This window comes from Temperatibacter marinus (assembly GCF_031598375.1).
GTDB lineage: Bacteria > Pseudomonadota > Alphaproteobacteria > Sphingomonadales > Kordiimonadaceae > Temperatibacter > Temperatibacter marinus.
The window spans coordinates 3,029,806-3,055,746 of record NZ_CP123872.1; the positions used below are offsets into that span (position 1 = coordinate 3,029,806).

The 25,941-nt window shown below is 44.4% G+C and carries 24 protein-coding genes; 3 read left to right on the forward strand and 21 right to left on the reverse strand.

What is annotated here, in order from left to right; all coding sequences use genetic code 11:
* Positions 1-2: 2 nt before the first annotated feature.
* The 3 genes from QGN29_RS13750 to QGN29_RS13760 all read right to left on the reverse strand — a co-directional run bounded on the left by QGN29_RS13750 (position 3) and on the right by QGN29_RS13760 (position 5,370).
* Positions 3-2,879 carry a tetratricopeptide repeat protein gene (locus tag QGN29_RS13750; protein WP_310798447.1) on the reverse strand — a complete coding sequence of 959 codons (2,877 nt, stop codon included), beginning with the start codon at positions 2,877-2,879 and terminating at the stop codon, positions 3-5.
* 32 nt (positions 2,880-2,911) lie between these two features.
* Positions 2,912-4,312, reverse strand: coding sequence for a TIGR03013 family XrtA/PEP-CTERM system glycosyltransferase (locus QGN29_RS13755; protein ID WP_310798448.1), 1,401 nt, complete (start codon positions 4,310-4,312; stop codon positions 2,912-2,914).
* Between the two features lie 113 nt (positions 4,313-4,425).
* Positions 4,426-5,370 (reverse strand): nicotinate-nucleotide--dimethylbenzimidazole phosphoribosyltransferase, encoded by a 945-nt coding sequence (locus tag QGN29_RS13760; RefSeq protein WP_310798449.1) that lies wholly within the window; start codon positions 5,368-5,370, stop codon positions 4,426-4,428.
* Positions 5,371-5,571: 201 nt separating this feature from the next.
* Here QGN29_RS13760 and QGN29_RS13765 point away from each other — a divergent pair, with 201 nt between their 5' ends.
* Positions 5,572-7,629, forward strand: a complete 2,058-nt coding sequence (locus QGN29_RS13765) for a PEP-CTERM sorting domain-containing protein (RefSeq protein WP_310798450.1) — start codon at positions 5,572-5,574, stop codon at positions 7,627-7,629.
* 349 nt (positions 7,630-7,978) lie between these two features.
* Here QGN29_RS13765 and QGN29_RS13770 read toward each other — a convergent pair whose 3' ends face one another.
* The 18 genes from QGN29_RS13770 to QGN29_RS13855 form a co-directional block, all read right to left on the reverse strand.
* Entirely contained in the window at positions 7,979-8,893 is a 915-nt protein-coding gene (locus QGN29_RS13770; RefSeq protein WP_310798451.1) for a hypothetical protein, read from the reverse strand.
* Between the two features lie 228 nt (positions 8,894-9,121).
* Positions 9,122-9,523, reverse strand: a complete 402-nt coding sequence (locus QGN29_RS13775) for an Mth938-like domain-containing protein (protein WP_310798452.1) — start codon at positions 9,521-9,523, stop codon at positions 9,122-9,124.
* 9 nt (positions 9,524-9,532) lie between these two features.
* A complete protein-coding gene (secF, locus tag QGN29_RS13780; protein WP_310798453.1) occupies positions 9,533-10,501 on the reverse strand; it encodes a protein translocase subunit SecF in 969 nt (322 codons plus the stop codon).
* A 16-nt stretch (positions 10,502-10,517) separates the two neighbouring features.
* The gene (secD, locus tag QGN29_RS13785; RefSeq protein WP_310798454.1) at positions 10,518-12,209 is read right to left on the reverse strand and encodes a protein translocase subunit SecD; all 1,692 of its coding nucleotides are present in this window, start codon (positions 12,207-12,209) and stop codon (positions 10,518-10,520) included.
* Positions 12,210-12,300: 91 nt separating this feature from the next.
* Positions 12,301-12,636: a preprotein translocase subunit YajC gene (gene yajC / locus QGN29_RS13790; RefSeq protein WP_310798455.1), complete on the reverse strand. Its 336-nt coding sequence runs from the start codon at positions 12,634-12,636 to the stop codon at positions 12,301-12,303.
* A gap of 156 nt (positions 12,637-12,792) precedes the next feature.
* Positions 12,793-13,860, reverse strand: a complete 1,068-nt coding sequence (locus QGN29_RS13795) for a LysM peptidoglycan-binding domain-containing protein (protein ID WP_310798456.1) — start codon at positions 13,858-13,860, stop codon at positions 12,793-12,795.
* Positions 13,861-13,946: 86 nt separating this feature from the next.
* Positions 13,947-14,723, reverse strand: a complete 777-nt coding sequence (surE, locus tag QGN29_RS13800) for a 5'/3'-nucleotidase SurE (protein WP_310798457.1) — start codon at positions 14,721-14,723, stop codon at positions 13,947-13,949.
* An 83-nt stretch (positions 14,724-14,806) separates the two neighbouring features.
* A complete protein-coding gene (gene serS / locus QGN29_RS13805; RefSeq protein WP_310798458.1) occupies positions 14,807-16,081 on the reverse strand; it encodes a serine--tRNA ligase in 1,275 nt (424 codons plus the stop codon).
* Position 16,082: 1 nt separating this feature from the next.
* Entirely contained in the window at positions 16,083-16,916 is an 834-nt protein-coding gene (gene tatC / locus QGN29_RS13810; protein ID WP_310798459.1) for a twin-arginine translocase subunit TatC, read from the reverse strand.
* The gene (gene tatB, locus QGN29_RS13815) at positions 16,909-17,295 is read right to left on the reverse strand and encodes a Sec-independent protein translocase protein TatB (RefSeq protein WP_310798460.1); all 387 of its coding nucleotides are present in this window, start codon (positions 17,293-17,295) and stop codon (positions 16,909-16,911) included. Before tatB ends, tatC begins: the two co-directional genes overlap by 8 nt.
* 40 nt (positions 17,296-17,335) lie before the next feature.
* Complete coding sequence (locus QGN29_RS13820; RefSeq protein ID WP_310798461.1) at positions 17,336-17,563, reverse strand: twin-arginine translocase TatA/TatE family subunit; 228 nt, start codon at positions 17,561-17,563, stop codon at positions 17,336-17,338.
* Between the two features lie 16 nt (positions 17,564-17,579).
* Complete coding sequence (gene scpB / locus QGN29_RS13825; RefSeq protein ID WP_375164717.1) at positions 17,580-18,287, reverse strand: SMC-Scp complex subunit ScpB; 708 nt, start codon at positions 18,285-18,287, stop codon at positions 17,580-17,582.
* 78 nt (positions 18,288-18,365) lie between these two features.
* Positions 18,366-19,160: a segregation and condensation protein A gene (locus QGN29_RS13830; protein WP_310798463.1), complete on the reverse strand. Its 795-nt coding sequence runs from the start codon at positions 19,158-19,160 to the stop codon at positions 18,366-18,368.
* Positions 19,161-19,802 (reverse strand): site-2 protease family protein, encoded by a 642-nt coding sequence (locus QGN29_RS13835; protein ID WP_310798464.1) that lies wholly within the window; start codon positions 19,800-19,802, stop codon positions 19,161-19,163.
* 3 nt (positions 19,803-19,805) lie between these two features.
* Positions 19,806-20,834, reverse strand: a complete 1,029-nt coding sequence (gene nagZ / locus QGN29_RS13840) for a beta-N-acetylhexosaminidase (protein WP_310798465.1) — start codon at positions 20,832-20,834, stop codon at positions 19,806-19,808.
* 29 nt (positions 20,835-20,863) lie between these two features.
* Positions 20,864-21,688 carry an SPOR domain-containing protein gene (locus QGN29_RS13845; RefSeq protein WP_310798466.1) on the reverse strand — a complete coding sequence of 275 codons (825 nt, stop codon included), beginning with the start codon at positions 21,686-21,688 and terminating at the stop codon, positions 20,864-20,866.
* Entirely contained in the window at positions 21,688-23,418 is a 1,731-nt protein-coding gene (gene argS / locus QGN29_RS13850) for an arginine--tRNA ligase (protein ID WP_310798467.1), read from the reverse strand. Before argS ends, QGN29_RS13845 begins: the two co-directional genes overlap by 1 nt.
* Before the next feature lie 60 nt (positions 23,419-23,478).
* Positions 23,479-24,705, reverse strand: a complete 1,227-nt coding sequence (locus QGN29_RS13855; protein WP_310798468.1) for a deoxyguanosinetriphosphate triphosphohydrolase — start codon at positions 24,703-24,705, stop codon at positions 23,479-23,481.
* 235 nt (positions 24,706-24,940) lie between these two features.
* Here QGN29_RS13855 and QGN29_RS13860 point away from each other — a divergent pair, with 235 nt between their 5' ends.
* Both QGN29_RS13860 and erpA read left to right on the forward strand, forming a co-directional pair.
* On the forward strand, positions 24,941-25,426 hold the full coding sequence (locus QGN29_RS13860; RefSeq protein ID WP_310798469.1) for a hypothetical protein: 486 nt from the start codon (positions 24,941-24,943) through the stop codon (positions 25,424-25,426).
* A 122-nt stretch (positions 25,427-25,548) separates the two neighbouring features.
* Positions 25,549-25,905 (forward strand): iron-sulfur cluster insertion protein ErpA, encoded by a 357-nt coding sequence (gene erpA, locus QGN29_RS13865; RefSeq protein ID WP_310798470.1) that lies wholly within the window; start codon positions 25,549-25,551, stop codon positions 25,903-25,905.
* Positions 25,906-25,941 lie beyond the last annotated feature (36 nt).

The window sequence follows — 25,941 nt, forward strand, 5'->3', positions numbered from 1 at the left end:
ACCTATTCCAAGATCTCAATCTGTCTTTTCGCGTCGTTAAAGTCAGGAAAGTCTTCGGAAAGCTTAACCGCAGCTTTAAAGGCCTCAAGAGCTTTTGCCCGCAAACTTAACCTTTTATAAGCCAGCCCCAAAAAGTAATGATTTTCTGCAATTCCTGGCGCACGGCTAATGGCCTGTTGGAAATAATCTACCGCAAGCTCTGGCTTTCTCTTTGTTTTTAGTTCAAGGAGCCCGGCTGTTGTAATTACATAAGGATCTGTTGGCTTCATCTTATAGGCATAATCCACCATTGCTGTGGCTTCAATATCATTAGTTTCAATCAATAAGCGCCCTAATCGAGCGGAAATATCAGCATCAACGATACCTAGATTGAAAATTGAACGATAGGTGTTAATCGCACGCTTTATCTGTCCTTGCCTTTTGTAAAGAGAGGCAAGTTTAGTTCTAATTGCTAAATCGAGAGGCGCATCCTCAAGCCATTCTTCTAACAGGCGAGCGGCATCTATATCTTTCTTCAAGGCTAATTTTGCCTCTACCAATTGCTCCAAAGCTTCACGACTAGACGATTCAGCTGCATAGATCCGCTCTAGCTCTAACTCTGCATCTCCAAATTTTAACAAGCGTAAATAAATCTCGCCCTTAATGGCACCAGAGACCTCGGCAGGTCTACTATCATCCTTTAAGAGGGGTAGTAACAATTCAGCACGATCCACACGCCCTGCTTTAACTTCTAACTCAGCTTGATACCAAGGCAAACTCTTAACAGTCAGATTCTGCGCTTTTGCCATGGACTGTACACGTGCATAGCTGCTTCTGGCCCCTGCATACAGTTTCGCCCGCATCAGGGCTCTGCCATAGAGTAACTGAGACTGGATATCTGCTGGACGAAATGAAACAACCCGCGCTAAAAGCTGGGTCGCCATATAGGACCCTCCAGTCTCTAGTAGAACATCAGAGAAGACAATTAGCGCATCAGGATCATTATTAAATTTCCGTGCATTTCGACTAGCTACTTGAGCAGCTTCTTCGTTATTCCCAGCTTTCAAAAGACAATATGCATAATCAGCCATCATTGCCCCTGAATTTTTAATGCCGCGCTGTGCACTTCGATAAAATTTAACAGCCTCTTTCCACCTCCCCTGCTCTTTTAAAGCCCGTGCCAACAAAGCCATTGCTCGGTAATCGCTAGGATCAGCAGCTTCGATTTCGCGTAAGATTGTTTCTGCAGAGCCATAGTCTTCCTTTGCACTCAGCGCAATCGCGATATTTCTTTTGGCCGCTGTGTAGCCTTGATTACGTCTAACAGCCTCTTCAAAAGAAGTAATCGCTGCATCATAGGCTTTCTGGGCAAGATAGACCGTTCCTAATATATTGTGCCCAATAGCCCGCGTAGGAAAATCAACAATCAATTTTGAGGCTGTATCTTTTGCTTCGTCAAACCGTTTTTCTTTAACATAGACAGCAGCTAGAAGGGCAAGATCTCTTGCACTGCCGGTTGCAGAACTCTTTTGCAATGCCGTTATCGCTTGATCGACTCTCCCTGCTGCATATTGAGCCAGCGCTAGCTTGCTCTCAATTGCCCCGATAGGATCTTGCCCGCCAGTATTGACTGCGTCCCCTCCAGCTTCCACAGCGCGTTCAAAATATCGTGTCCCAATTGAAAAATTACCTAGACCAGACTGAACGACGCCTGCCAAATTAAGCGCTACAGGGTCTTTTCCGCCAGTGGTTGTCTTAAGATACGGCGCGAGATATCTCTGTGCTAATTTAAACTTTTGCTGTCTAACAAGGGCTGTGATGAGCGTCTTGCGTACTTGATGACGGTTTGGTTTTGCATTCAAAACCAGCCGCAAATAAGTTTCCGCTACTGGATAATTACCCAGTTCAAACGAAACAAGGCCGCGAACATAGCTTGCAGGTACATATCGCTTCACTAAATCATCCGCTTTACTGAGAAGATCATCAGCCTTTTGAAGATCACCAGCTCTTGAAGCAATAACCGCAGAAAGGTAATATGCCATCTGATTGTCTGTGGATAAACTATAGACGATATCCAAGTCACGCTCTGCCTCAAGAGTTTTATTCTGATTGATGAGAATGGAGGCGCGCTCTAATCGCGCGAGTGTATTTGCTGGAAAAAGCTCGATCGCTTTGTCAAAATTTCCTTTCGCATCAATGAATTTGCCACGGAAACGACGCACTAACCCTAAATTATACTGAACCATCGTTTCATCTGGCGCCTTCGTAAGGGCAAGAACAGCATAACTTTCTGCATCTGCCATCTGACGCACTTGTAGAGCCATCGTCGACAAGCCCAAATAGGCCTCATATTCATCAGGCTTCATTCGAACAGCTTGTCGGAACAACAATTCTGCCTGATCTCTGTTGCGCAAATTCAATGACGCGTCAGCTTTCACAAGCGTTGCTTCATAGAGTTCTGCTTCTAACAAATTTGCCTCTTCGATAATCTCCAAGACTTTAGAATATTGCCGTTGGATCAAATATCCTTTTGCAAACAAGAGAGCTGTACGATCATAGTTCGCCCCTTTAAGTCGCGCCTTATTAATGGCGATAATCACTTCGTCGCCGCGGGTCGCCTTTAGAAACACTTCTGCTGAAGAAATATAATATTCAATATTTTCTGAATTGGTCGCTTCTAAACGACGCAGCATGGCAATAGCATCCGCATAGTTGCCTTCATTTGCAAACGCCATTGACGCCTCAATGGTATCGGCCTGTTGAAGCGTTATAGTAGACAAGCTCATAAGTGATAGAGCTGAAAGCTGACTGTTAGAATAAGCGATCTCAGCAGAGACAGGAGTCAATGATGTAGACAGGGTCATCATTCCCGTCAAGGCAATCTGCTTAAATCCAATCATATGCTTTCCTTTTATCTTTATCATACATAAGTTTACCGCACACCACTTGGAAAGAGAATAACTCTGACCGTCTGCAGGATTATCAACACATCCAAAAAAATTGAATAATTTTTGATATAATAGAGGTCATATTCTAATTTGCGCTTAGCATCTTCCTCTGAAGCCCCATAGGGATAGCGCAACTGAGCCCATCCTGTAATGCCAGGCTTCACAAAATGCCTTTCTTGGTAAAAAGGGATCGACTTATTAAATTGATCAACGAAGAAAGGGCGCTCTGGCCTTGGACCAACAAATGACATATCCCCTCTGAGGACATTTAGGATTTGCGGCAGTTCATCAATGCGTGTCCGCCTAAAAAATCCACCGACTGCCGTCACGCGCGGATCATTCTCTTGTGCCCACTGAGGCCCGTCTTGTTCGGCCGTGACTGTCATCGTTCTAAACTTAAACAAATCAAAGCTTTTTCCGCCGTATCCAACACGCTCTTGTACGTAAAAAAGCGGCCCTTTGCTTGTGACTTTTACGAGTATTGCGGCAATAATCATTAGCGGACTTGCCAGTAAAAGCATGAGAGAAGAGACGGTTATATCTGACAAGCGCTTCAGCCAATACTCAAAGAAACTGCTGCCTTTAAACCCATCAGCAAATATGATCCACTCATCTTTTAAACTGTCAATATCCACATAACCAAATGCCTGCTCATAAAAACTTGTAAGATCTTGAATGGTCATCCCATCCATTTTGCATGCGATCAGGTCTGCCAAGATATTTTCTTTCTGACGTGCTGAAGCAAGTGGAATGATCGTCTCTGCCCCCAGCCCTCTGACAAAACCAGAAAAGTCATCAATTTCTGAATAAAGATGAACAGCTTCATTCTCTGATCGTTGATCAAAGGTTGTCTGTGACAAGCAGACAATGCCAACAACCTCAACGCCAATCTCTTTGGCTTCTTTTGCTGCCGATTGAATTTCAAGGGCTTGTGCATCGTCTCCGATAATGACAATCTTTAATTTCAAACTGGCATTGACAATAAGTCCCATGACCATCCAATGTAAAAATGGCACCAGCACAAGACTTGATAAACTCACATAGACTAATTCTTTTCTAACCATTGAAGTATAATCAATGAAGAATAAGAACCCTGCGACCATTAAAGTTGCCACAAGGAGTACAAGAACAAACCTAATTACGAAATTTCGGAAGCTTCGAACACTATCGGAGGCGTAACAGCCAACAGCCAACATACCAGCAACAACCAGTGAAGAAAAAAACAACTCAATAAGAAGGTCAGCGAGAACAAAAGTCGATGCATTTTGCATAAGCGGGAAGTCAAACCGAACCACAAGGAAAGCTATGGCCGCCAAAAATATAAAATCCGCCCCCATGAGAGCCAATTTCACAGGCGAAATATAGTGACGAAATACCCTAATCACGCAATAATCCCTTCATTGCCTAGCCATCTAAAGAGAAGATGGGCATGCCGACCCCATTAACCCCTTGATATTCTAGCAGTTATTTTCAAGGATGCAAGAAAGGAAATCTTTGACTAACGGGAGAGTGGAAGAGACAAGATTGAGACCGCATCATTCAACATATTTATAGCAAAACCAGCCCCAACACCCATGGCACAGTCATGAGGCATATTTACAATCGGGAGAAGACCGATTTTCCCCATAGCATGAGCATGGGCATCATTGAGCGGCGCACCGAGCTGACAATGATCGATTGAAGACGGATCCATTTTCCATAGCAGAAGAGCAGCCACGGACGGTGCCCACCCATCAAGGATGACAGGCAATTGACGGCTACGCGCTGCCAGGATGGCGCCAACAGAGGCGGCCATCTCTCTGCCACCCCATAAGCGTAAGAGCTCAAGCGGGCCCTCTTCAGAAGACCCATTCAACAGCTGCTGTGCTTTTCCAGCAGCCGTCCTCAAACCTTCTTCTTTTGCAAACTGCCCAGACTCGAGCCCTAAGAGACGGCAAATGATGGCAATAGCATAGGGTTCAGATCCAAAGGCTAACTCTCCCAACCCCAAGAGATCTCCGCCTGATGCAGAAGCTTCCATCCCAAACGCCACAGCCGCCATAACCTCAGCTTCTGTCCAGACAGGCTCAGGGGATGCAGCGGCTTTGTGAGGAATTTCCACTGCCATTTCAAGCACGCGAAGCCCCGTCCCATGAGTCTTGCAAAGTTGATTCACAAAAGACTGACCTTTACTCGCAAAGTCGATATAGAACTTTATGCCTTCAGCTTCCATACCGCCCTCGTAACTTGAGGCTAACAGGCAGATATGACTTTCTGCAAGAGAGGGCTTTGCTTTCCCTTGCCATCCTGCCAGCCAAAGCAGCAAATCTCTGATGCGGCCGCCCGCACCTCCAATGGGCAATGCCTGCATATCATCCTGCAGTATTTTTACACTGCTATGATCCTGATCTGGCAGTTGCGACAGCAGGTTTTTAAGATCATCGAACGGACTATTTGAAGGCATAATTTATCATTTCAATACTAGATTTATCATTTCAAGTGTGGGTTCACAATGCGCTGATATCTACCATATAATTTTCATTAAGCAAGGTTGATATCTTAGCAATCTGCTTTTGATGGGAGCAGTGGCATGATTCTTGTAGGAATCTAAGCGTAAATGGCCTATAGTAAGGCAGAATTAGAACTAGTTTGTATGGTGTTTAAGATGTCAATCGCAAAAAAACCAATTTCATTGTTGTTAATCATAGGGTTAGCTATATCTGGCGCTTATCTATCCTTTGGGATGTACAAAAGATCTGGCATGCCAGATCTGGAGCAACTTTCTAAGTTGCCACGCCCCTCAGACATTGTGCCGCCTCCAGCAACCTATGTTATGCAAGTTGAACCAGATCCAGAAATTCCTGGAATCCGCAGATTGCGCATCATTCGTCCATCCTTTCAAGCTGAAGAAGCGGACAAGACTAGCAATAAAGCTTTTTATCTAACCGGGACTAAAAGTGCCGAACTCATTCGCAATCCGACTGAGGATAGCATCAAGCCATATCCAGAAGTTACTTTGCAAGAAGCAGCCCTTGGCGCACTCTCGGCAGATGAATGGGGTTTCCAAGCTGTTCAGGCGTATATTAATAAATCTTTAGGCGACGAAGCTCGCACAAAACGCCGTATTGATGACCTACTTTCTGCGATTGAATCTCGTGCAAGCCAATATGACTCTGCGACAATATCAGACGCTATTAACCTTGTGATTGAGGCAGGCGCCCGCAGTTATTGGTCAGCCTTTATGGCACCGGTTATTCTTGATGAAAACTTCAAACTTAAAGATGGAGCGATTGGTTGGGACTTTGGTCCACAAACCAAAAATGCCTATGATGATTTCATTCGGGTCTCGCCCAATAGTGACATGGTGCAAGGAAATGCAATGCGCAGCCTTGATCGTCGCAACAATGGCGCAACTATTCTGAATGATGGCATTAAGAATATGGATATGTTCGTTGCGACCGGGCTTGATGACGGTCTTTACCGCGTTGTTATTCTGACAGGGCGTATGCCACAGCAAGAAGAAATACAATATCCTTTTGGTGTTTCGATCCAGCAAAATGGAGCAAAACTAAATTTAATTGACACCAGAGCGACAGAACGCCTAGCCCCTGTCATGAGCTTGGCGACAGACGGACCAGCTCGCATTGAAGATCGCGAAAACATCAATCTTGAGATTGACTCTTCTGAGCAAGGCCGACGTGGGGGTGGCTCAGGTCAGATGATTGTAACACGCGCCGAAGTTCAAAATGGGACTCTCCGCATTGACTTCCGGGCAATGGGTGCTGCGGGAACCTATGTTACCTCTGTAATTATTTATCCTGAACAAGCACCTGAATTTGTCGAACAGCTCACAGATACAATTCAGCAAATTCTGGATCGCATTGAAACAGCGGCAGGTCCCTCTGAATCTGACCAAACTGTCCTTGTCATCGACCCAGCAGAATCTTTTGAAGACAATGGCAGCGGTCTTCCTACTGAAGAATCGAATAATGCGGCACAAGGCGGCGGGGATACAGCTGATCTCGGTGCAGCTGAAGAAGACATCGATACGTCTGAAGATGCGACAGATGGGGCAGACACAGAAACGGATACAGAAACCGATACTGGCTCGACCGACGAGGGCGTAACTGATATCGGGTCCCAAGGTGATCAGGAAGAAGAACCTGTTACAGAAGAGCCTGATCCAACGCCAGACCCTGATCCAACACCGGAGCCAGAGCCAGAGCCAGAGCCAACTCCAGATCCAACAATCAATGCTGATGCAGGGGATCCTTATGCCCCAGTTCTCCTCGGTGAAGATTTTACACTTGATGGCTGCGGCTCAACTTTTCAAGGTGTTTCAGTTTGTAGCCTAACGGACACAGATACAATCGAATTGGTATGGCTTCTAGACGGCGAAGAAATTGGCACAGGCGATACACTCGTGGTCTTAACTGGTGAAGGAACACTCTTTCCAACAGATGGCAGTTTCGAGGTAACTCTTGAAGTCGTCTATACGGGTCAATCAGGGGACGGTGTAACCATTACCCTAGATGATGGAACAACAGTTTTCTTGCCAGGAGATATTTCTCTGACAAGTACGGATACAGCGATCATTCAAATTGTCGCCCCAATTCCAGAACCAGGCACCGTCGGACTAATATTGTCTGCCCTTGCTATGATGGGATATATGCATATCAGGCGACGCAAATTTAAATTGTCGCCCCAAGAAATAGCGCATTAATCAGTCTAGATTTCTGACCAACTCTATGAACTTCATTAGCCCTCGCCTTCTTTGTGCGGGGGCTAATTTTATGAGGAAACTAGAAATTCAGAAATGGGAAAGACAGAGACAGAGACAGAAACAGAGACAGAGGATGTGTGTGTACACCTATACTGACTGAAGACCCTTCCCCTAGATTTCTTTTGATATGCCAGTCAGAGGTTTTATTTAGGACAAATCTCACATTTAAATCTTAGCGCCGGCGGTAATGCCTGCGATTGATTAGAGACCGCTTAAACTAGAAACTTAAATAGAAAAAAGGCTCTACCTTTGTTTAGATAGAGCCTGATAAGAATGGGATACGATCTGATTAAATGCTGGTTGTTCCAGTTTTTTTCTTAGACTTTTCAGTCTTCGCATCAGAATTCTTTTTTTCTTGAAGACGTTTCTTAGAGGCAAGCTCTTGCTCTTGCCTTTCAAGCTCTTCCAAGCGTCTTTCAAGGCGTTGCATTTCACGCTGTATATGTTTCTCTGCTCGTTCAAGAGCGCGCATTTTTTGTTTTTCTGCCTGAAGAAGGCTTCGCTGTACTGATTTAGCGATGGTGCCCTTCAAATTCTTTTCTTCGAACTCTTTTTCCATTTCACGGAAGGCTTTTTCCATTTCTTCTAAGCCTTCAGTAAGCTCATCACCCAGATGCTCTTGCATAATGATGATTTCTGCTTTGCGATTTTTTACTTCTTTGAGAGCATGTTCAATACTCTCTTTAATCACTTTGTTAAATTTACCGCTATGATTACTGCTTGTGAAGCTGTTGGTATGCCCATAGAAGAAATGCTTATCCTTTAACGATTCTTTGAGTGCATCTCTAGCCATTTCCAGTGCCTCATATTCGAAACTGCTTTTTTTATCTTTCTTTTCCAGCTTCTCTAAGCGCTGTTCAATCTCACTCAATTTTTCTTTGATCTGCGCTTTAGCTTTAGCGCGTTCTTTAGGATCCATTTTCATTTGACGTTGAATGAAGAAAGCATTTGATCGTTCATTGCCGTCTTCATCAATATAAATTTCACCCTTGTCATCACTCAGAACTTTAATGCGCATCTTTACATGGGGCTTAATGTCTACAACTTTTAATCCATCACGAACCACAATCACTTCTTTGTCACTGTTTTTTTCGTCGTCAAAAGCATTCATTGCTGTCGCAGCACCAATGCCCGCAGTCATCATGCCGAGGACACCAATAATACCAATGGATGACTTCAGTTTAGATTTAAAAATTGTCTTCATCTTCTTTCCCACTTCACTATTTTTATTTCTCGGTCTCGCTACCGACAGTCGGGCCAATATTTCTCGGTTTTTTTTACTTCAGGTTATTATTGTATTCCTGATGTTGAAAAAATAACAAATTTTTTACTTCCATAAAGTAACTCGCGGTCAATTGATGCACCGATGCGATAAAATGAATAAGGCCACGACAAAGCGTGGCCCTCATAAGATGAGTTGAGTAATCTAGGTCTAGAGAGACATTAACAGTGCGGCCACCCGTCGATTTTCTAACGTCAGTACGTTATAGGTGCGACAAGCCGCGCCCGTGTCCATAAATTCTACGCCGATGCCATTCTTTTCAAAGAGAGCTCTTAAAGAACGAGGCAAAGGGATCATCTTCTCACCTGTCCCAATAAGAACCAGATCAGGTTTAATGTCAGCAGAGAGTATTTTCTCGACATGATTTTCAGTGATATCGGCCATCGTTAAGGCTTCTAACGGGAAAAACCCCGATGCCAATATGATCATATGGCCTTCAGCACGATTGCTTCGCATCTTAAAGTAGCCGGTTCCATATCCTTCTACCAAAAGGACATCGTCCTTATGCTGGGCATTCAAGGCAAAACCACTTCCTTTAATTGGATCAACCATAAGACAATTCTATACGTTTTCGAATGGATTATTTGAAGATTTATCCACTGTCGGATCATCCTCATCATCCATAATCATTGCATTCATGTCTAGATTGAACATCATTAACACTGGACTTGCTATAAAGACAGAACTGTATGTACCAATCACAACACCCCATATCATTGCTGCTGTAAACCCTTGAATTGCTGGTCCTCCTAAGAAGAAGAGTGCAAATAATGCAAGAAGCGTTGTAACCGAGGTCATAATGGTCCGGATCAGCGTTTGATTCAGAGAAAGGTCCAAAATTTCTTCGAGTGATTTCTTTCTATAACGTCTGATATTTTCTCTTACCCGGTCATAAACAACCACAGTATCGTTCAAAGAATATCCAACGATCGTTAAGATCGCAGCAATAATAGAAAGGTTGAACTCTAAACCCGTGATCGAAAAGAACCCAATGGTCAAAATCACATCGTGTACAAGCGCTACAACAGCCCCCAGACCAAACTGCCATTCAAATCTAAGCCATATATATAGTAACACCATAAAGACAGCGACTGTGACAGCGATAGCTCCATCCTGTTTCAATTCTCCAGAGACATTGGGCCCAATAACATTTTCCTGTCGAATAGAAATTCCCGGAATTGCTTCTGCAAGCTTCAATTTTACATTTTCAATGGTTCTTGTTTGTGCAGAATCACCGCCTGGCTGGCTTTCAATACGTATGATGGCTTCTGTGCCTTCGCTTCCAAAGCCTTGAACTGAGACATCCCCTAAATTCATTGCCCCGATAGTAGAGCGGATCTGAGCCATAGGGACCTGATCTTCAGTTCCAACCTCAATAGAGATCCCCCCCTTAAAGTCAATGCCGTAGTTTAGGCCGTTCCCTGCAAACAAACCTATTGAAGCGATAATCATCAAAATTGACACCACCATTGCAATTTTACGCTTTGCAAGAAATTTGATGTCTGTATTCATGAGATATTTGAAAAACATTCTCTCTTCTCCTGCCTTAAAGTGGTAATTGAGTTGGCTGGGTCCGTTTGAGCCAGCTTGCTAAGATTAATCTTGTTAGGACAACAGCGGTAAATATCGAGGTTAGGATCCCAATTGATAAAGTGACCGCGAACCCTTGAACAGGCCCTGTGCCAAGAACATAAAGAATAGCTGCAGCAATAAATGTTGTTATGTTTGCATCCATAATTGTTGAGAGTGCTTGACCATAGCCACTTTCCATCGCTGTATACGGTTTTTTGCCAGTTTTCTGCTCTTCTCTTATCCGTTCAAAAATAAGAACATTAGCATCGACTGCCATACCAATGGTTAATACAATTCCTGCAATCCCTGGAAGAGTGAGTGTTGCTTGGAAAAGGCTTAAGGCCCCTGCAATTAATATCAGATTAATTATCAGTCCAACATTTGCGGCCAAGCCAAAACGACCGTAAGAAATCAGCATAAAGACAATCACTCCGACAAATCCTGCTACAGCGGCAAATTTACCAGCCTGAACAGAGTCTTCACCAAGGCTGGCTGAGACAACGTTTGCCATAGCAATGGTGATATCCACTGGCAGAGAGCCTGCGTTTAAGAGTGTTGCTAGGTCCTGACTTTCTTCTACGGTTCCAACACCTGTAATCCTACCAGACCCGCCAAGAATAGCAGTCTGAATACGCGGAGCAGAAATAATTTCATCGTCAAGTTTTATGGCGAATAACTTTCCGATATTTGATTGTGTGTGACTGCCAAATGCGCGAGCGCCTGCTCCATTAAAACTAAATCCAACAGCTGGGCGGCCATATTCATCAAAGTCTGCTTTCGCACTCTCAAGATCAGTTCCAGAGACAATTGTGTCTGTGTAAACGGCTATCGCTCCACCTTCACGCATCGGGACAACCATAACACCCGCTGGAATGCGGCCAGCCTGAATATCAACTTGTGAGACATTTTCAGCCACAGCATGGAACGTGAGTTTTGCAGCTTTTAAGATTACGCGTTTGAGACGCTCAACATCATTTTCCCCTGGCACCTGAAGGACTATTCGGTTGTCGCCTTGAGGAGCGAGTGTAATTTCTTTCGTGCCTGTTGGATCAATTCTTTTCCGCATCACGTTAATTGTGCGACTGACTGCATCTTGTTGTTGAAGCTTGACACCGACTTCAGTGAGGCTATAGCTCAAACGCCTTCCCTCTTCAACAACATCAACTTCTTCAATTTGATTGCCTAAGCCATCAATATTTCCAGATTGCACGAGCGGCCGAAATATACGTTTTGCCTGAGACATATACTGTTCTTGCAATGTCTCGTCTTTCACATCGCGGACTTCTATGACAAGGGTTTCGCGAACCTTACGCACTGATTTGATAAAACGGCTATTGCGAATATCTGTCTCAACACGGCTACTGTTTCTCTCGGCAGCGATGGCTGATGCAAATTCTTCATCGATTGAGCTTCTATCACTTCTTAGGCGTTTTGCATTGCCAAACATGGCCTGCATTCTCATTTCAACCACATCCGTTTTATCAACTTCCATCAAGAGATAAACACCCCCTTGAAGATCAAGCCCCAAAGCCAACGAATCTTTCGGCATGAAATCAGGCAGACTGGCGCGCTGATTTTCACTCAAGAAATTGGGCAGTGCTGTTGCCAGCCCAAACACCACAACAGCCAAAATCATAAATATTTTGAAACGTGAGAACTCTAACATTATCAAATCCTTCGAGAGGGCATATGCAACCCTAAATATTTAACTACCGACCTCTATCACGGAGATCGGTATTTAATCTTTTCAAGCGCGATTATTCGCTTTTCTCTGGTTCGCCTTTAGTACGAACGTCGGCAAGCGTAGATTTCACGACTTTTACAACAACATCTTTAGAGATTTCCACTTCGATCTCTTCGTCGTCTTTGACCTTCTTAACTTTCCCGACGAGACCGCCAGACGTAACAACCGTGTCACCTCTTTTTACATTAGCAACCATCTCGCGGTGTTGCTTCATGCGCTTATTCTGCGGACGGATCAAAAGGAAATACATGATCAAGAACATAAAAGCGAGTGGCAACAACATATCCATGATACTACCGCCTGGCGCTGCAGAACCTGCAACTTGTGCAAAAGCCGGTGAAGAAAACATAAGCATAATCCCTGTGTTTGGTTAATTTTAAAATCGCGATGACTATACTGTGATCCTCTGTAATTGCAACAGAATAGCCATGTCATTCTCTATGATTTGGGTAATTATTTGATTGAAACAAGGGGGCTGAGAAAATATTACCCTAAAAGCCTGTTCTTATGGCCCTGCTGCAGTCTGAGGCCGTTCAAGATACAAGAGGGGATTTAAGGCTTTGCGGCCCCGTCGAATTTCAAAATGGAGCTGTGGTCTTTGAACTCCCCCACTATCTCCAACCCGGGCAATGACTTGCCCTTTTTTCACCACTTGACCCGGCGTTACTTTCATTCCCTCAGTATGGGCATAGGCTGTCACCCAATTTCCACTATGCTTTACTAATATTAAATTGCCATAGCCAGGCAGAGCATCTGATGCATAGGCAACCACGCCTGTTTCAGCCACCCGAATGGCTGTCCCTTTACTGGCGACCATATTAATCCCATCATTATGGATGCCGCCCTTCTTTGGACCAAATCTCGAAATAATCGTCCCTTTTACAGGCCAGGAAAAATACTTCCCTGTTTTTGGAGGCGGCACTAAATTTCCAGTTTTAGCAACTTTCTTTTTCGCGATCGCTGTTTGGCGTTGATAACTTTGCTTGGGAGCTGCTGATGATGGGGCTCTTTGAGTGATTTTCGCTCCCCCTGGCAGCTTTAAAGACTGTCCCACAGCAAGCGAGTAAGGCGGGCGAATTCGATTTAACCTTATAAGATCACTCAAACGAATACCATAGGCTTGTGCGATAGAATAACTTGTATCCCCTCGCTTCACACGATGGGTGGCTGGAGACGGTAATTTTATTTTTTGACCTAATGCCAGTGCATACGGCGGTTGAATTTTATTCACGCGCGCTAAATCACGAATATTGACAGTATGTCGGCGTGATAGGCCATAAAGTGTATCACCTTTCTTGACTGTGACACTTTGCTGAGTGGCCCGCGCAATATATGCTGGCTTTTTTCTTTGAGCCACTTTGGAAGGGTATCGCTGCGGATAGCGTGCTTCCCGCAACTTCTTTGCTTTCCACTCGGGCCGCATTTTAGGTTTAGGTACGGGAAATGGCGTGTTTCGTAGTTCAAACACAGGCTTAATACGTGCTGGATTTTCATAGCTCGACTGTGACGTGCATGCAGAGAGCATCACCCCTAAAAGAAAACAAAATAATAAATTCCCAACAAGTCGATTCACGACACCCACACTCCATGAACTCGAGGAATCATAACCTGAGGAAGATTCGCCGGTCAAGAAAATTGACAAGGAAAGATAGTTTACAGCTAGAAATCTTGATCCACAGAGGCTTTTTGACGTTTCAAAGCTTCATATTCAGTGAGCTCTAAATGAACAGGAGTGATCGCAATATAATTATCTGTGACTGTTCCAAGATCAGAATCTCCATTATATTCAAGATCACGCCCCCCAAGTCCAAGCCAATAATAACTGAAACCGCGTGGATCTTTGGCTTTATGGATTTTTATTTCTGTGGCTTCTCGATGACCATGGGCAACAAGGCGCATGCCTTTGACCTCGGTAGCCCGACAAGGCGGGAAATTCACGTTATAGAAGGTCCCTTTATCCCAGTCTAGGGGAAGCAACCGTTTGATTACCTTAAGGCAATATTCCTTTGTAGGCTCCCAGCGATGATCGCGCTCTGGGCTGAGCTGCTGGGAGAGAGCAATTGAAGGAATGCCCGCTAAAGTGCCTTCCATAGCGACAGAACAGGTCCCAGAATATGTTATGTCTTCTGCCATATTTGCACCGCGATTAACCCCAGACAAAACCAGGGTAGGACGCTGATCTTTCATCACATGATTAAGAGCCATCATTACACAATCAGTGGGCGTACCAGACACACTGAACTTTTTGTCGCCGTGTTTTCTTAAACGGAGGGGGCGTGAAAGTGTAAGGGAGTGTGAGGCCCCAGACTGTTCTCCATCAGGGGCAACAATCCAGACATCATCTGAGAGCTCATGAGCTACTTCCACCAGAAGAGCCATGCCCTCTGCTGAAATACCATCGTCATTTGATACTAAAATTCTCTCACATGAAATCATCACTTTTATCCTTTAACTAATAAGCCGTTCTCAGTGATTTATCATGCCAAGAACAGCTTATCTTACCCTATTCTTTTGGAGCATTACCCTCCAATGATCTCAATTCCACCCATATAAGGTTTTAACGCCTCAGGAACAATTATAGTTCCGTCTTCTTGTTGATAATTCTCCATTACAGCAATCAGCGTTCTGCCTACAGCAAGGCCAGACCCATTTAAAGTATGGACAAAGCGAGTCTGCTTTTCACCAGCATCTCTGGTTCTCATTTTCATACGACGCGCTTGAAAGTCACCACAGGTCGAACAAGAAGAAATCTCACGGAATCTAGCTTGCCCGGGCAACCAAACCTCAATGTCATATGTCCGGCGAGCACCAAACCCAATATCACCTGTACAGAGTTTCACTGTTCGGAAAGGCAGGTCGAGGCGTTTCAGGACTTCCTCTGCACATTCAGTCATCCGCTCAAGTTCAGCGTCAGATTGATCTGCATCCACCACAGAGACCATCTCAACCTTTTCAAACTGGTGTTGACGAATCATACCCGTTGTATCCCGACCTGCAGACCCTGCTTCGCTGCGGAAGCATTGGCTATAACAGGCAAACCGTTTTGGCAGGGCTTCGGCAGGTAGTATTTCACCTGCATAAATATTTGTAACCGTAACCTCTGATGTTGGGATAAGATAGTGATCTCCTGTTTTATACAGGTCTTCTTCAAATTTTGGCAACTGACCTGTACCAAGAAGCGCCGGAGCTTTTACCATGGCCGGTGTAATCACTTCTGTCATGCCATGTTCAGTGGTATGTAAATCAAGCATAAACTGCGCTAAAGCACGTTCTAGGCGGGCGATTTGACCTGAAAGAATAACAAACCGAGCGCCAGAAATCTTTGCTGCTCGTTCAAAATCCATTCCCCCGAGCGCTTCACCTAAGTCATGGTGTTCTTTAGGGGTATATGAAAATTCTTTCGGTGTGCCCCATGTTCGGACTTCCTTGTTATCTTCCTCATCGGCACCATCTGGAACATCATCGTAAACCATATTCGGCAAGCTCATCAGAAATGTATTTAACTGATTTGTCAGAGCAATTTCTTCTTCTCCAATTTCAGCGATACGAGTCTTTAAACTACCTACTTCCGCTTTTAGGGCTTCGGCCTTCTCTTTATCGCCTTGCCCCATTGCCATACCAATTTCTTTGGATGCAGCATTCCTGCGCGCTTGTCCTTCTTGACTCTCTGTCATAAGGGCGCGTTTTTTTTCATCAATTTCAATAAGTTGAGCTGCATGTGCCTCTACGCCACGGCGGGCGAGAGCAGCATCGAAAGCTTCTGGGTTTTCGCGAATAAATTTAATATCAAACATTTTATAACTCTTCATCTAGTGCAGCTGCACGTTTCTTTTCGCTCATGGCTATCAATAAGATGGATAGCTCATATAAAATAAGAAGCGGGATGCCAAGCCCTATTTGGCTGGCAGGATCTGGCGGCGTCAAAAAAGCAGCCATCGCAAAGATACCAACAATTGTATAGCGGCGCTTTTCCCGGAGTCCCTTGGCTGTAACTATCCCTACTCTTCCCATCAACGTCAAGAGAACGGGAAGGAGAAAAGCAAACCCAAACGCAAAAATTAATTTCATTGCAATGGACAAATATTCACTGATCTTGGCTTCAATCTCAATGCTAATTCCGTCAATGGACCCACCAGTGTCGTAACTGAGCAAAAATTCCCAGGCGAATGGCATCACATAATAATAAGCGAGCGCTGCACCGCCAAAAAATAAAAGCGGTGTCACCAACAAGAAAGGAAGAAAAGCACGCTTTTCATGACTGTATAAGCCAGGCGCAATAAACTTCCATACCTGGATTAGCATGAAAGGAAAGGAAAGAATAAACGCAGCATACATGCCAAGCTTTACTTGGGTCAGGAAAGCTTCCTGAGGGGCTGTAAAGATCATCCGCGCATTATCTTTGCCAAGTTCTCTCATTTTTGAAAAATAAGGGTCGGCTAGGAAAGCAAAAATATGCTCATAGAAATAAACACCGACGATGAACATTAAAACGAAACCAACAATCACCCAGAGCAGGCGTTTTCTAAGTTCAACGAGATGGTCTAGAATAGGCGCTTTACTCTCTGCAAGTTCATCATCAAACTGATCTGAGTTATCAATCAGGTCTGGCTGTTTGTCAGAATCAGTCATTGCCCGATCCTTTTGTATCTTCCTTACTTACAGTCTCATCAATTTCAGAGGACAAGTCAGGCTGACTCTCACCAGCAGCAAACTGATCTGCCGCTTCATCAGCTGTCTCTTTATTCCCCATGATGTGGGCCGTAATATCTTCTGGACTCATATTAGGCGTAATACCCTCAGCATCCCGCTCTTCGCGAAACGGATCAGTTTCACGATCAACTTCATCTGCTAATTCATTCATTGTTGACTTAAACTCGCCTGCCAGACCACGAATTTTCCCAATAAACTGAGAGACTGAACGCATCAACTTAGGCAAATCTTTTGGACCGACGACCAAGAGGGCCACGATTGCAAGAATTACCATTTCAATTGTACCGATATCAAACATCAAGAAGCCTTACCCAAAAAGGGTAGAAGGGCAAAAGTCTTTACTCAGACTTTTCCTTCTCTTTCGCAGTTGTTTCTACAACAGGAGCGTCAGATTGATCATCAACTTGCTTTGGAGTTTCATTCACAGTCTCAGACCCTTCTTTCATCCCCTTGCGAAAGCTAGTGATCCCTCGGGCTACTTCACCCATAAGTCCTGCAATTTTACCGCGGCCAAATAATAAAATGACTAATACTGCAATAATAACGATTTGCCATGTCCCAAGCATAGTCGTGTCCTTTTCTTTATTCTTCTTCAATCAGCAATTCAGGCTGATGCTCATCTTCTAGTTCACTCTCAGTCACATTGCTCTGAGAAACTTTATCCACTTGGGCGATAGCATCTTCCAAATCAATCTGAAGATCATCATCTTCAATTGTGTTCTGTGCTCTACCACCAATTTTGTCAAGCGCTTCGTCTACACTATCCAATAGGCCTGCGGCTTTCAATTCTTGTAGTCCAGGTAAGTCTTTAATATTTTCAAGTCCAAAATGGACCAAAAAATCTTCACTCGTACCATAAGTCACAGGTCTACCTGGTGTTCTTTTGCGCCCCATTGGACGGATCCAGGTGGCTTCCATTAAGACATCAAGTGTCCCTTTAGATATAGAGACGCCGCGAATTTCTTCAATCTCTGAACGAGTAACAGGTTGATGATATGCGATAATCGCTAAAGTCTCTACCGCAGCACGAGAGAGTTTTCGAGGTTCATCAACTTCCCTTCTCAAGAGAAATGATAAATCACTTGAGGTCCTAAACATATATTTATTCGCTACACAGACTAAGGTTACTCCCCGTGTGTCATACTCTTCCATCAAAGCCTCAAGATGAACAGCCACTTCAGCCCCGAAGGGCAAGCGCTCTGCAATGTCATCAATGGACAATGCTTTTTCACTGGCAAATAGAACGGCCTCGACCATTCGCTTATGTGCAATATGCGTTTCGGTTGCCATCTCTTCATCGCTTTTAAGCGGTAAGCTTTCAATTATTTCTGGCTCTTCTGTCATTCTTACTTAATCTTCTTATTCACATCAGTCTGTAGTTTCAGCAGATTTTTGCCTTAAATACAAGGGACCAAAAGTTTCAGCCTGTTGAATTTCTGCCTTGCCTAATTTTGCAAGCTCTAAGGTTGCAGCAAACATACTGGCCAAAGCCGACCGACGCACACGTTTATCACTGAGACCTGCAGGCAAGAAATGAGCGAGTTGAGTCCAGCTAAATGTTTCACCAACCAATTCACTGAGCCGTTCTAGCGCTTCTTCAAGTGGATAGACTGGCCTTTGTTCTATCTTGATCTCAGAGATAGACGTGCGTTGACGGGTTTCTCCGTAATGTTTCAATAACTCATAGAGTGTGAGATCAAATTGCCCCCGCTTTGTCGTCTTCAAGCCTTCTGGCATGCCCCGCACAAAAGTGTCCCGTCCTTGAAGGTCTCGCCCCATCAACCGGGCGCCACTCTCGCGCATGGCTTCTAAACGCTGCAGTCGAAGCTGAAGTCTTAAAGCCATTTCTTCTGCACTAGGTTCGTCCCCAATTTCTTCCTTAGGGAGAAGCAGTCGAGACTTAAGATAGGCAAGCCATGCTGCCATCACTAAATAATCTGCCGCCAGTTCCAGTTTAATTCGTTTCGCTGCTTGAACAAAGGCTAAATATTGCTCAACAAGCTCCAGAATAGAAATTTCGAGAAGGTCCACTTTCTGTGCACGGGCTAGAGTAAGTAAAACATCAAGAGGTCCTTCAAAGGCTTCCATTTGAAGGACCAATTTGTCTGCGTCAAGGTCTGAAGTCTTGGTCTCAATAGGGATATGAAGCTCTGTTTCGGTCATTTATGCCCCTAGCAGTGTCAAGAGTGCAATATAGATACTAATGGCAGGCACAAAGATGATTTCCTTAAAAAATAAAATGACTGCAAGGAAAATAAAGAACCCATAGGGTGCCACAGAAAAATAACTTTCTGCGTGTTTCGGAGGTAAAAATTGTGCAATGAATAAAGCCCCATCATTTGGCGGAATTGGCAACATTTTTAAAACCGCAAAAACACAACAAATCAACATACCATTTTTTAGATTTTCAAAGAGCCATCCCTGCCCTCCAGTCATAGGCAATGTCCATTTCAAAAGGATTCCCATAATAAGAGCCAGCATGAGAAGTGCTAAAAATCCACATAACGCATAGATTTTCATAGCTTGAGGGTGTCGGAAATTCCCTGGGTTAACGTTCAACGCTTTAGGCCAGCCTAAAAGAATAGGAAATTGCATCACAACTGAAAGCAATGGCATGAGGACAGTTCCAAAAGGATCAACGTGCCTCAGGGGGTCAGCGCTCAAGCGCCCCTCTAATCGCGGGGTTACATCACCCATACGATCTGCGACATAGGCCTGAACGATCACGGGCACTGTAATGGCGAATAAAAACGGTAAAGCCATTGTCGTGATCATATTGATCATGGTTGCGACTGAAGCATCCATCGATTAATCATCCTTCAATTGAAAAGAATTGAGCAGCAGATCATATTCATCTTCCAATGCAGCTCTATCATAGGTTTGCGGTTCAAGAACCGCTTTCAAAATATGAGTTACCTTTGCTTCGAGTTGATCGCTGCGATGATCATCAATGACAGGACTGATTTCTGCCATTTCTTTGAAATCTCCACCGCAGTGAAGCACAAGGTCACACCCAGCCTTCAAGCTTTTCTCTGCGCGAGACTTCATGCTGCCACTTAGGGCATGCATCCCAATATCATCACTCATAAGAAGTCCTGAATAGCCAATCAGCATTCGAATGACACGGCCCACAACAATACTAGAAAAGGTTGCTGGATTTTCAGAATCAACATCGCTGTATGTAATATGTGCTGTCATAGCAAGCGGTGCATCAGACAAGAGTTTAAACGGCTTAAAGTCGGTTTCCTTGAGCTTTTTCAATTTTGTATCAACTACAGGTAACCCTTTATGACTATCCACTGTAGCCCTGCCGTGTCCTGGGATATGCTTGATGACAGGTAAAACCCCTGTTTCCATATGACTATCGATAACAATCCGTCCCAGAGCCCCGACAAGATCTGGGTCGGTCGCAAGAGCCCTATCCCCAATTATTGCATCGCCCCCTTTAACAGGAACATCCAAGAGGGGTAAACAATTCACATTGATGCCCAAAGCTCTCAAATCACTGGCAAGCATTCTTGAATGCAGTCGCAACAGTCGACTGGCCTTTCCTGCGTTTTGATCCAAGAGTTTATCAAAACTATCCATAGGGATATATTGACGCCAATGAGGTGGTCTGAGGCGCTGAACACGCCCGCCTTCCTGATCAATCAAGATAAGAGGTTCATACCCTACACACTCACGTAAACTGTCCGTTAGGGCTTGAACTTGGGTTGGCGTCTCTACATTCCGGGCAAATAGAATGAACCCTGCTGGACGAAGGTCAGCAAAAAGAGCGCGCTCTTCAGCGGTCAAGACAAGTCCTTCAAATCCAAAAATCACCGGCGAAAGCGCCATATTAATCCCTATCCCTCTTGTAATCGCTTTTATTTTTTAGATGGTGACACCACAAAGCATGGCTGTCCGCGTGTTTTGAAATATAAACATAAATTATCTGCGGCCATCCGGTTATCAAGTGGTCCAACCGTTAATCGATAGTAAGTTGTTCCCCCGACTACAGCCGTTGTAATATAATCTTTCATATCACCTGTCTGCTGACTATGATCTCGTCGTACGGATCGCCATGCAGATTTTGCTGTATTTTCCGTTAAAAAAGACCCTAATTGGACCCGATAAAAATCATAGCCTGCGACCGCCTTACCTGGGGTAGCCTTTGGTTGAGAGGCCTTACTTACTGTCGGTTTCGCTGGTTTTTGACTAACAGGCTTTGGAGCTGGGGTTTCTGTCTTAGCTCTTTCTTTGGAATTATCTTCAGGTTTCTTTTCTACGCTAGAACGATTATCAACAGGAGTTTCCTCAACTTGATTTTTCGGCATTTCTTTAACCGGCTCTTCAGGCTGTTTACTAATATCCACCACGGCTGATTGCTCATCGCGGCCCTGCATTTTATCAAAAACCTTTTTGTCCTGATCCGGTATATTTTTACCGCCGGCATCCAAAGGGCGCTCTTTTACAGGCCCAGGGTCTGCTTTAACATGCTTCACAGGGCCATCACTGCCCACATAACTATTATAGAGATATACGAGACCAAAAACTGATAGAACAACAAATGCTGTAGCACCCAGAGCAATCCACTTTGTATAAGATGCAATACCTTGATTTCCTGCCCCTGCGTCTTCTTCAGAGACAGGCATCAGCCAGGGCGGTGTATCACGTGGATCTAAGTCAGCTTTATTGTCTTCTTCAGTCATCACATTTCCTCTACAGGTGTCACCCCTAATACATAAAGGCCACTCGCTATAACAGTCGCAACAGACCGCGCTAAAGCCATTCTAGACAGCGTTTTCTCTTTATCTGCCTCCAGGACCAACCGCAGTTCAGGGTTACTATTCCCAAGATTATAGTAACTATGAAAGCTAGATGCTAGATCATAGAGATAAAAAGCAATTCTATGGGGCTCATGAGCCGTAGCGGCGCTTTCAACCATTCTCGGCCAGGCAGCCATTTGTTTCATCAAGCCGATTTCAGCCTCATGCGTCAGAGAGCCCACATCAGCACCCGCCAAATCAAGATCACCATGCGACGCAACGGCTTTCTTCTGCAACGAATTCACTCTTGCGTGAGCATATTGAACATAAAAAACAGGATTGTCTTTTGATTGCTCTAGGACTTTAGCATAATCAAAATCTAGCGGCGCATCATTTTTACGCGTCAGCATAATGAAGCGCGTTACATCTTTTCCAACTTCATCAACAACTTCACGCAGGGTTATGAATGTTCCAGCACGTTTGGACATTTTAACTGGCTCACCGTCCCGAAACAATTTCACCAATTGGCAAAGGCGGACATCAAGAGAGCCATCATCGGCCATGGCATTGATCGCTGCTTCCATTCGCTTAATGTACCCGCCGTGATCCGCGCCCCAGACATTGATCATCTTCTTAAAGCCACGAATATATTTATCGTAGTGATAAGCGATATCCGCTGCGAAATAGGTATAGTCTCCATTTGACTTTTGGATAGGGCGGTCAACATCATCCCCAAACTGCTCAGCTTTAAAAAGTGTTTGCTCTCTTGCTTCCCAGTCTTCCGGTTTTTTCCCTTTTGGGGGCTCAAGAACCCCTTCATAAATATAACCACGCTCACGCAGAACAGCAATTGCATCTGCTATCCGACCACTCGAATGCAAAGTTTTTTCACTAAAAAAAACATCATGCTCAACACCGAGGGCCGCTAGGTCTGATCGAATTAAATCCATCATCAGCTCTGTGCCCTCAAGCCGCATCACAGGCAGCCATTCTTCTTTTGAAGCCTTCATGAACCGATCGCCGTGGCGTTCCATTAATGTTTGAGCAGCTTCTTTTAGGTAAGCGCCAGGATATAACCCCTCTGGTATTTCAATGACTTCCCCGTGGGCTTCTCGGTATCTCAAATAGACAGATTCAGCAAGAATATCAATCTGATTACCAGCATCGTTAATATAGTATTCTTTACTAACGTCAAATCCAGCCTTAGTGAGCAAATTGGCAAGTGCATCACCAAAAACAGCGCCTCTTACATGACCCACATGCATGGGCCCTGTTGGGTTGGCCGACACATATTCGACATTAACTTTTTCACCTGCTCCAGTTTCGCTATCTCCAAAGGATGTGCCATCTGCAATCACGTGACGAACAATTGCCTGCCAATATGAAGGCGACAAAGTCATATTAATGAACCCAGGGCCGGCGACATCAACAGCAGAAACAAAGGCCAAAGCTTCTAGTTTCTCAGCGAGCAACCCTGCAATATCACGTGGCTTCATGCGTGCCTGTTTTGACAAAACTAAAGCCGCATTGAGTGCAATATCACCGTGACTACTGTCACGAGGGGGCTCAATGGCTACATTTTTTGTATCCAGATCAGCGGGCAGCGCTCCCTCGGCGCCAAGATCAGCAAGCACAGCATTCAACTGTTCGCGAATGTTGGTATAAATATTCATTTTTTCTTCTTCTGTTAACTCTGTACATCAAGGCTCATAGTCAAGCCATTAAACAGCCGACTATAAGGTTACCCTTGATAAATCAAACAACTTAGCATGCTCACGGAAAGCATAACGATCCGTCATCCCCGCAATGAAATCAGCAACAACACGGGCAGTTTCCGCTGTATTAGGACGGGTTGCGCGATCTGACCATTCCGTAGGCAAACACTCTGGCTCGCTGATATACAGCTCAAATAGGTCACTCACAACCCTTTTTGCCTTACTGGCCATCCTATTGACTAAGTAATGGTTATACATTCTATTTTTTAAGAATTTTTTCAGGGAGACAACGGCTTTCTGCATTTCCGGTGAAAAGGCAACGATTGGCTTCCCAGCAAAACGGATATCATCAGGTCTTTGTGGATTCAATTCACCAAGGCGACGACGCGTTTCAATCATCAAGTCATTCACCAATCGATTAATTAATCGGCGTACAAGCTCGTGAATAAAGACGGTTTTTGAGGCCTCTTTATAGGTCCAGCGCACTTCATCGATAAGTTGAGCAACAATAGGAATAGATTTAAGCTCGTCCACGTCAAATAGATCCGCCCGTAAACCATCATCCAAATCATGACTTGAATAGGCAATATCATCAGCAAGGGCAGCGATTTGCGCTTCTGCTGCCGGATAGGTATGCAACAACAAATCATGCTCTTGTACGTAATCGCTTACCCCGAAAGGCAAATCAGAAATTTCCTTCGTCCCCTTCATAGGGCCGTCGATCAGAGGGCCGTTATGCTTGGCCATCCCCTCTAAAGTTTCCCATGTCAGGTTTAACCCTTCAAATGCCGCATAGCGTTGCTCAAGACGTGTCACCAGACGAATCGCCTGTGCATTATGATCAAATCCACCATAATTCTTCATGCAGTCATTAATAACAGCTTCGCCTGCATGACCAAAAGGAGGATGCCCCAAGTCATGGGCCAATGCTAACGCCTCTCCTAAATCTTCATTCAAGTGTAATGAGCGACAGATAGACCGGCTAATTTGAGCGACCTCTAACGAATGAGTCAGGCGTGTTCTAAAATGATCCCCTTCATGGTAAACAAAGACTTGAGTTTTATGTTTCAAGCGGCGAAAGGCACTGGAATGAATGATCCGATCACGATCTCTCTGGTAGCAACTCCGCGATGCAACTTCAGGCTCTGCCTTAAGTCTACCGCGACTATGCGCGCCTGTGCAGGCATATGGCGCTAATATATCTTCGTAAGAAATCTCATTAAAATCGACCTTCTCATCAGTCATAGATTACTCCGCATTCAGCTTACGCTGTAAAATCAAATTTTTATTTCTCTGGAATCCCCAGCCCGAAAAATTAGCTTATCTCTCAGCGCTTGCAGACGCAACCCCTTTCAAACGCATTCATAAACTTTCCAAAATGCAGTTTCCTGAACTTTATTAATAAAAGGTTAATTTCTTATTTTGAAGTTAACACTTTTTTAAGTATTATAAAATCATGCTTATGAAAAAAGACACTGACATGAATAAAAATATAGATATCGGAGATTCCTTTCTGATGGATGTCTATAAGCATTGGACTGACATTAAAGGCGACTCCCGCTACCCTAATTCCAGACATTTCAGGCCTCAAAAATTTGCCCGAAACATGACCAGACTCGCAGTCTTTGAGCGCTCAGCTCATAAAAATTCCGTCAATTGCAAATTGATGGGCAGTAGTGTCTCTGATCTCTTTCATCTCCCCGATGGAGAGAAAGATATAGGTTCCATAAGGGATGACGCTATTAAACATCATCTGCAAGGATTGATCGATCGTACATCCGTTTTGCATGTACCAGAATTTCTGGAAGAAACAATTCAACCTGATTCCTTCTTAGAAATCTCTTATTCTGTCTTATGTTTGCCTTTTAGTACCGACACTAATCATGAGCCTACAGATCTTCCAACTACCTATATCTATGCTTTTAGCTTACAGACCTCTCAGGATGTTGAGACAGATTATTCTTGATTTTAAGCCTCTATGGATTGACCTTTCCCCTCGGGACGACTATTTAATAGCTAATATATGACAGAAGAGTTCTCGAAAGCTCGTTAGAACTCAATTTTTTGTCTCTAGAGAGAGAGTAACAAATGAAGACGCAAGAAAATTCAGCTGCCCCTGTCCCGGTAACGTTAAGTGAAACAGCAGCATCTCGCGTGGGTCAGCTCATAGAGATGCAAGGCAATCCAAACCTGAAACTTAGACTGACAGTCTCAGGCGGTGGATGTAGTGGATTCCAATATGGATTTGACCTCACTGAAAAGGGCGAGGACGACGATATTATTGTAGAACGAAACGGTGTCACGATGCTGGTTGACAGTATGAGCCTGCTATACGTAACAGGTTCAGAGGTTGATTATGTCACTGACCTGGTCGGCAGCAGCTTTCAAGTCACCAACCCGAATGCCCAAAGCAATTGTGGATGCGGCTCGTCTTTTGCCATTTAAGGCTAAAACCTATCACTTTCCACTTTATAGCTACGA

What these genes read in the sequence shown, in the direction of transcription:
- nagZ (WP_310798465.1), bottom strand. Translation starts at nt 20,834, where the DNA reads ATGGCGCTTTCGCCGGTGATTTTTGGATTTGAAGGACTTGTCTTGACC.
- tatB (WP_310798460.1), bottom strand. Translation starts at nt 17,295, where the DNA reads ATGTTTGATATCGGTACAATTGAAATGGTAATTCTTGCAATCGTGGCC.
- scpB (WP_375164717.1), bottom strand. Translation starts at nt 18,287, where the DNA reads ATGGCAACCGAAACGCATATTGCACATAAGCGAATGGTCGAGGCCGTT.
- erpA (WP_310798470.1), top strand. Translation starts at nt 25,549, where the DNA reads ATGAAGACGCAAGAAAATTCAGCTGCCCCTGTCCCGGTAACGTTAAGT.
- QGN29_RS13830 (WP_310798463.1), bottom strand. Translation starts at nt 19,160, where the DNA reads ATGACCGAAACAGAGCTTCATATCCCTATTGAGACCAAGACTTCAGAC.
- QGN29_RS13770 (WP_310798451.1), bottom strand. Translation starts at nt 8,893, where the DNA reads ATGAAGACAATTTTTAAATCTAAACTGAAGTCATCCATTGGTATTATT.
- QGN29_RS13835 (WP_310798464.1), bottom strand. Translation starts at nt 19,802, where the DNA reads ATGGATGCTTCAGTCGCAACCATGATCAATATGATCACGACAATGGCT.
- QGN29_RS13765 (WP_310798450.1), top strand. Translation starts at nt 5,572, where the DNA reads ATGTCAATCGCAAAAAAACCAATTTCATTGTTGTTAATCATAGGGTTA.
- secF (WP_310798453.1), bottom strand. Translation starts at nt 10,501, where the DNA reads ATGTTTTTCAAATATCTCATGAATACAGACATCAAATTTCTTGCAAAG.
- argS (WP_310798467.1), bottom strand. Translation starts at nt 23,418, where the DNA reads ATGAATATTTATACCAACATTCGCGAACAGTTGAATGCTGTGCTTGCT.
- tatC (WP_310798459.1), bottom strand. Translation starts at nt 16,916, where the DNA reads ATGACTGATTCTGACAAACAGCCAGACCTGATTGATAACTCAGATCAG.
- QGN29_RS13775 (WP_310798452.1), bottom strand. Translation starts at nt 9,523, where the DNA reads ATGGTTGATCCAATTAAAGGAAGTGGTTTTGCCTTGAATGCCCAGCAT.
- QGN29_RS13760 (WP_310798449.1), bottom strand. Translation starts at nt 5,370, where the DNA reads ATGCCTTCAAATAGTCCGTTCGATGATCTTAAAAACCTGCTGTCGCAA.
- QGN29_RS13750 (WP_310798447.1), bottom strand. Translation starts at nt 2,879, where the DNA reads ATGATTGGATTTAAGCAGATTGCCTTGACGGGAATGATGACCCTGTCT.
- QGN29_RS13845 (WP_310798466.1), bottom strand. Translation starts at nt 21,688, where the DNA reads ATGACTGAAGAAGACAATAAAGCTGACTTAGATCCACGTGATACACCG.
- surE (WP_310798457.1), bottom strand. Translation starts at nt 14,723, where the DNA reads ATGATTTCATGTGAGAGAATTTTAGTATCAAATGACGATGGTATTTCA.
- secD (WP_310798454.1), bottom strand. Translation starts at nt 12,209, where the DNA reads ATGTTAGAGTTCTCACGTTTCAAAATATTTATGATTTTGGCTGTTGTG.
- yajC (WP_310798455.1), bottom strand. Translation starts at nt 12,636, where the DNA reads ATGTTTTCTTCACCGGCTTTTGCACAAGTTGCAGGTTCTGCAGCGCCA.
- serS (WP_310798458.1), bottom strand. Translation starts at nt 16,081, where the DNA reads ATGTTTGATATTAAATTTATTCGCGAAAACCCAGAAGCTTTCGATGCT.
- QGN29_RS13860 (WP_310798469.1), top strand. Translation starts at nt 24,941, where the DNA reads ATGAATAAAAATATAGATATCGGAGATTCCTTTCTGATGGATGTCTAT.
- QGN29_RS13820 (WP_310798461.1), bottom strand. Translation starts at nt 17,563, where the DNA reads ATGCTTGGGACATGGCAAATCGTTATTATTGCAGTATTAGTCATTTTA.
- QGN29_RS13855 (WP_310798468.1), bottom strand. Translation starts at nt 24,705, where the DNA reads ATGACTGATGAGAAGGTCGATTTTAATGAGATTTCTTACGAAGATATA.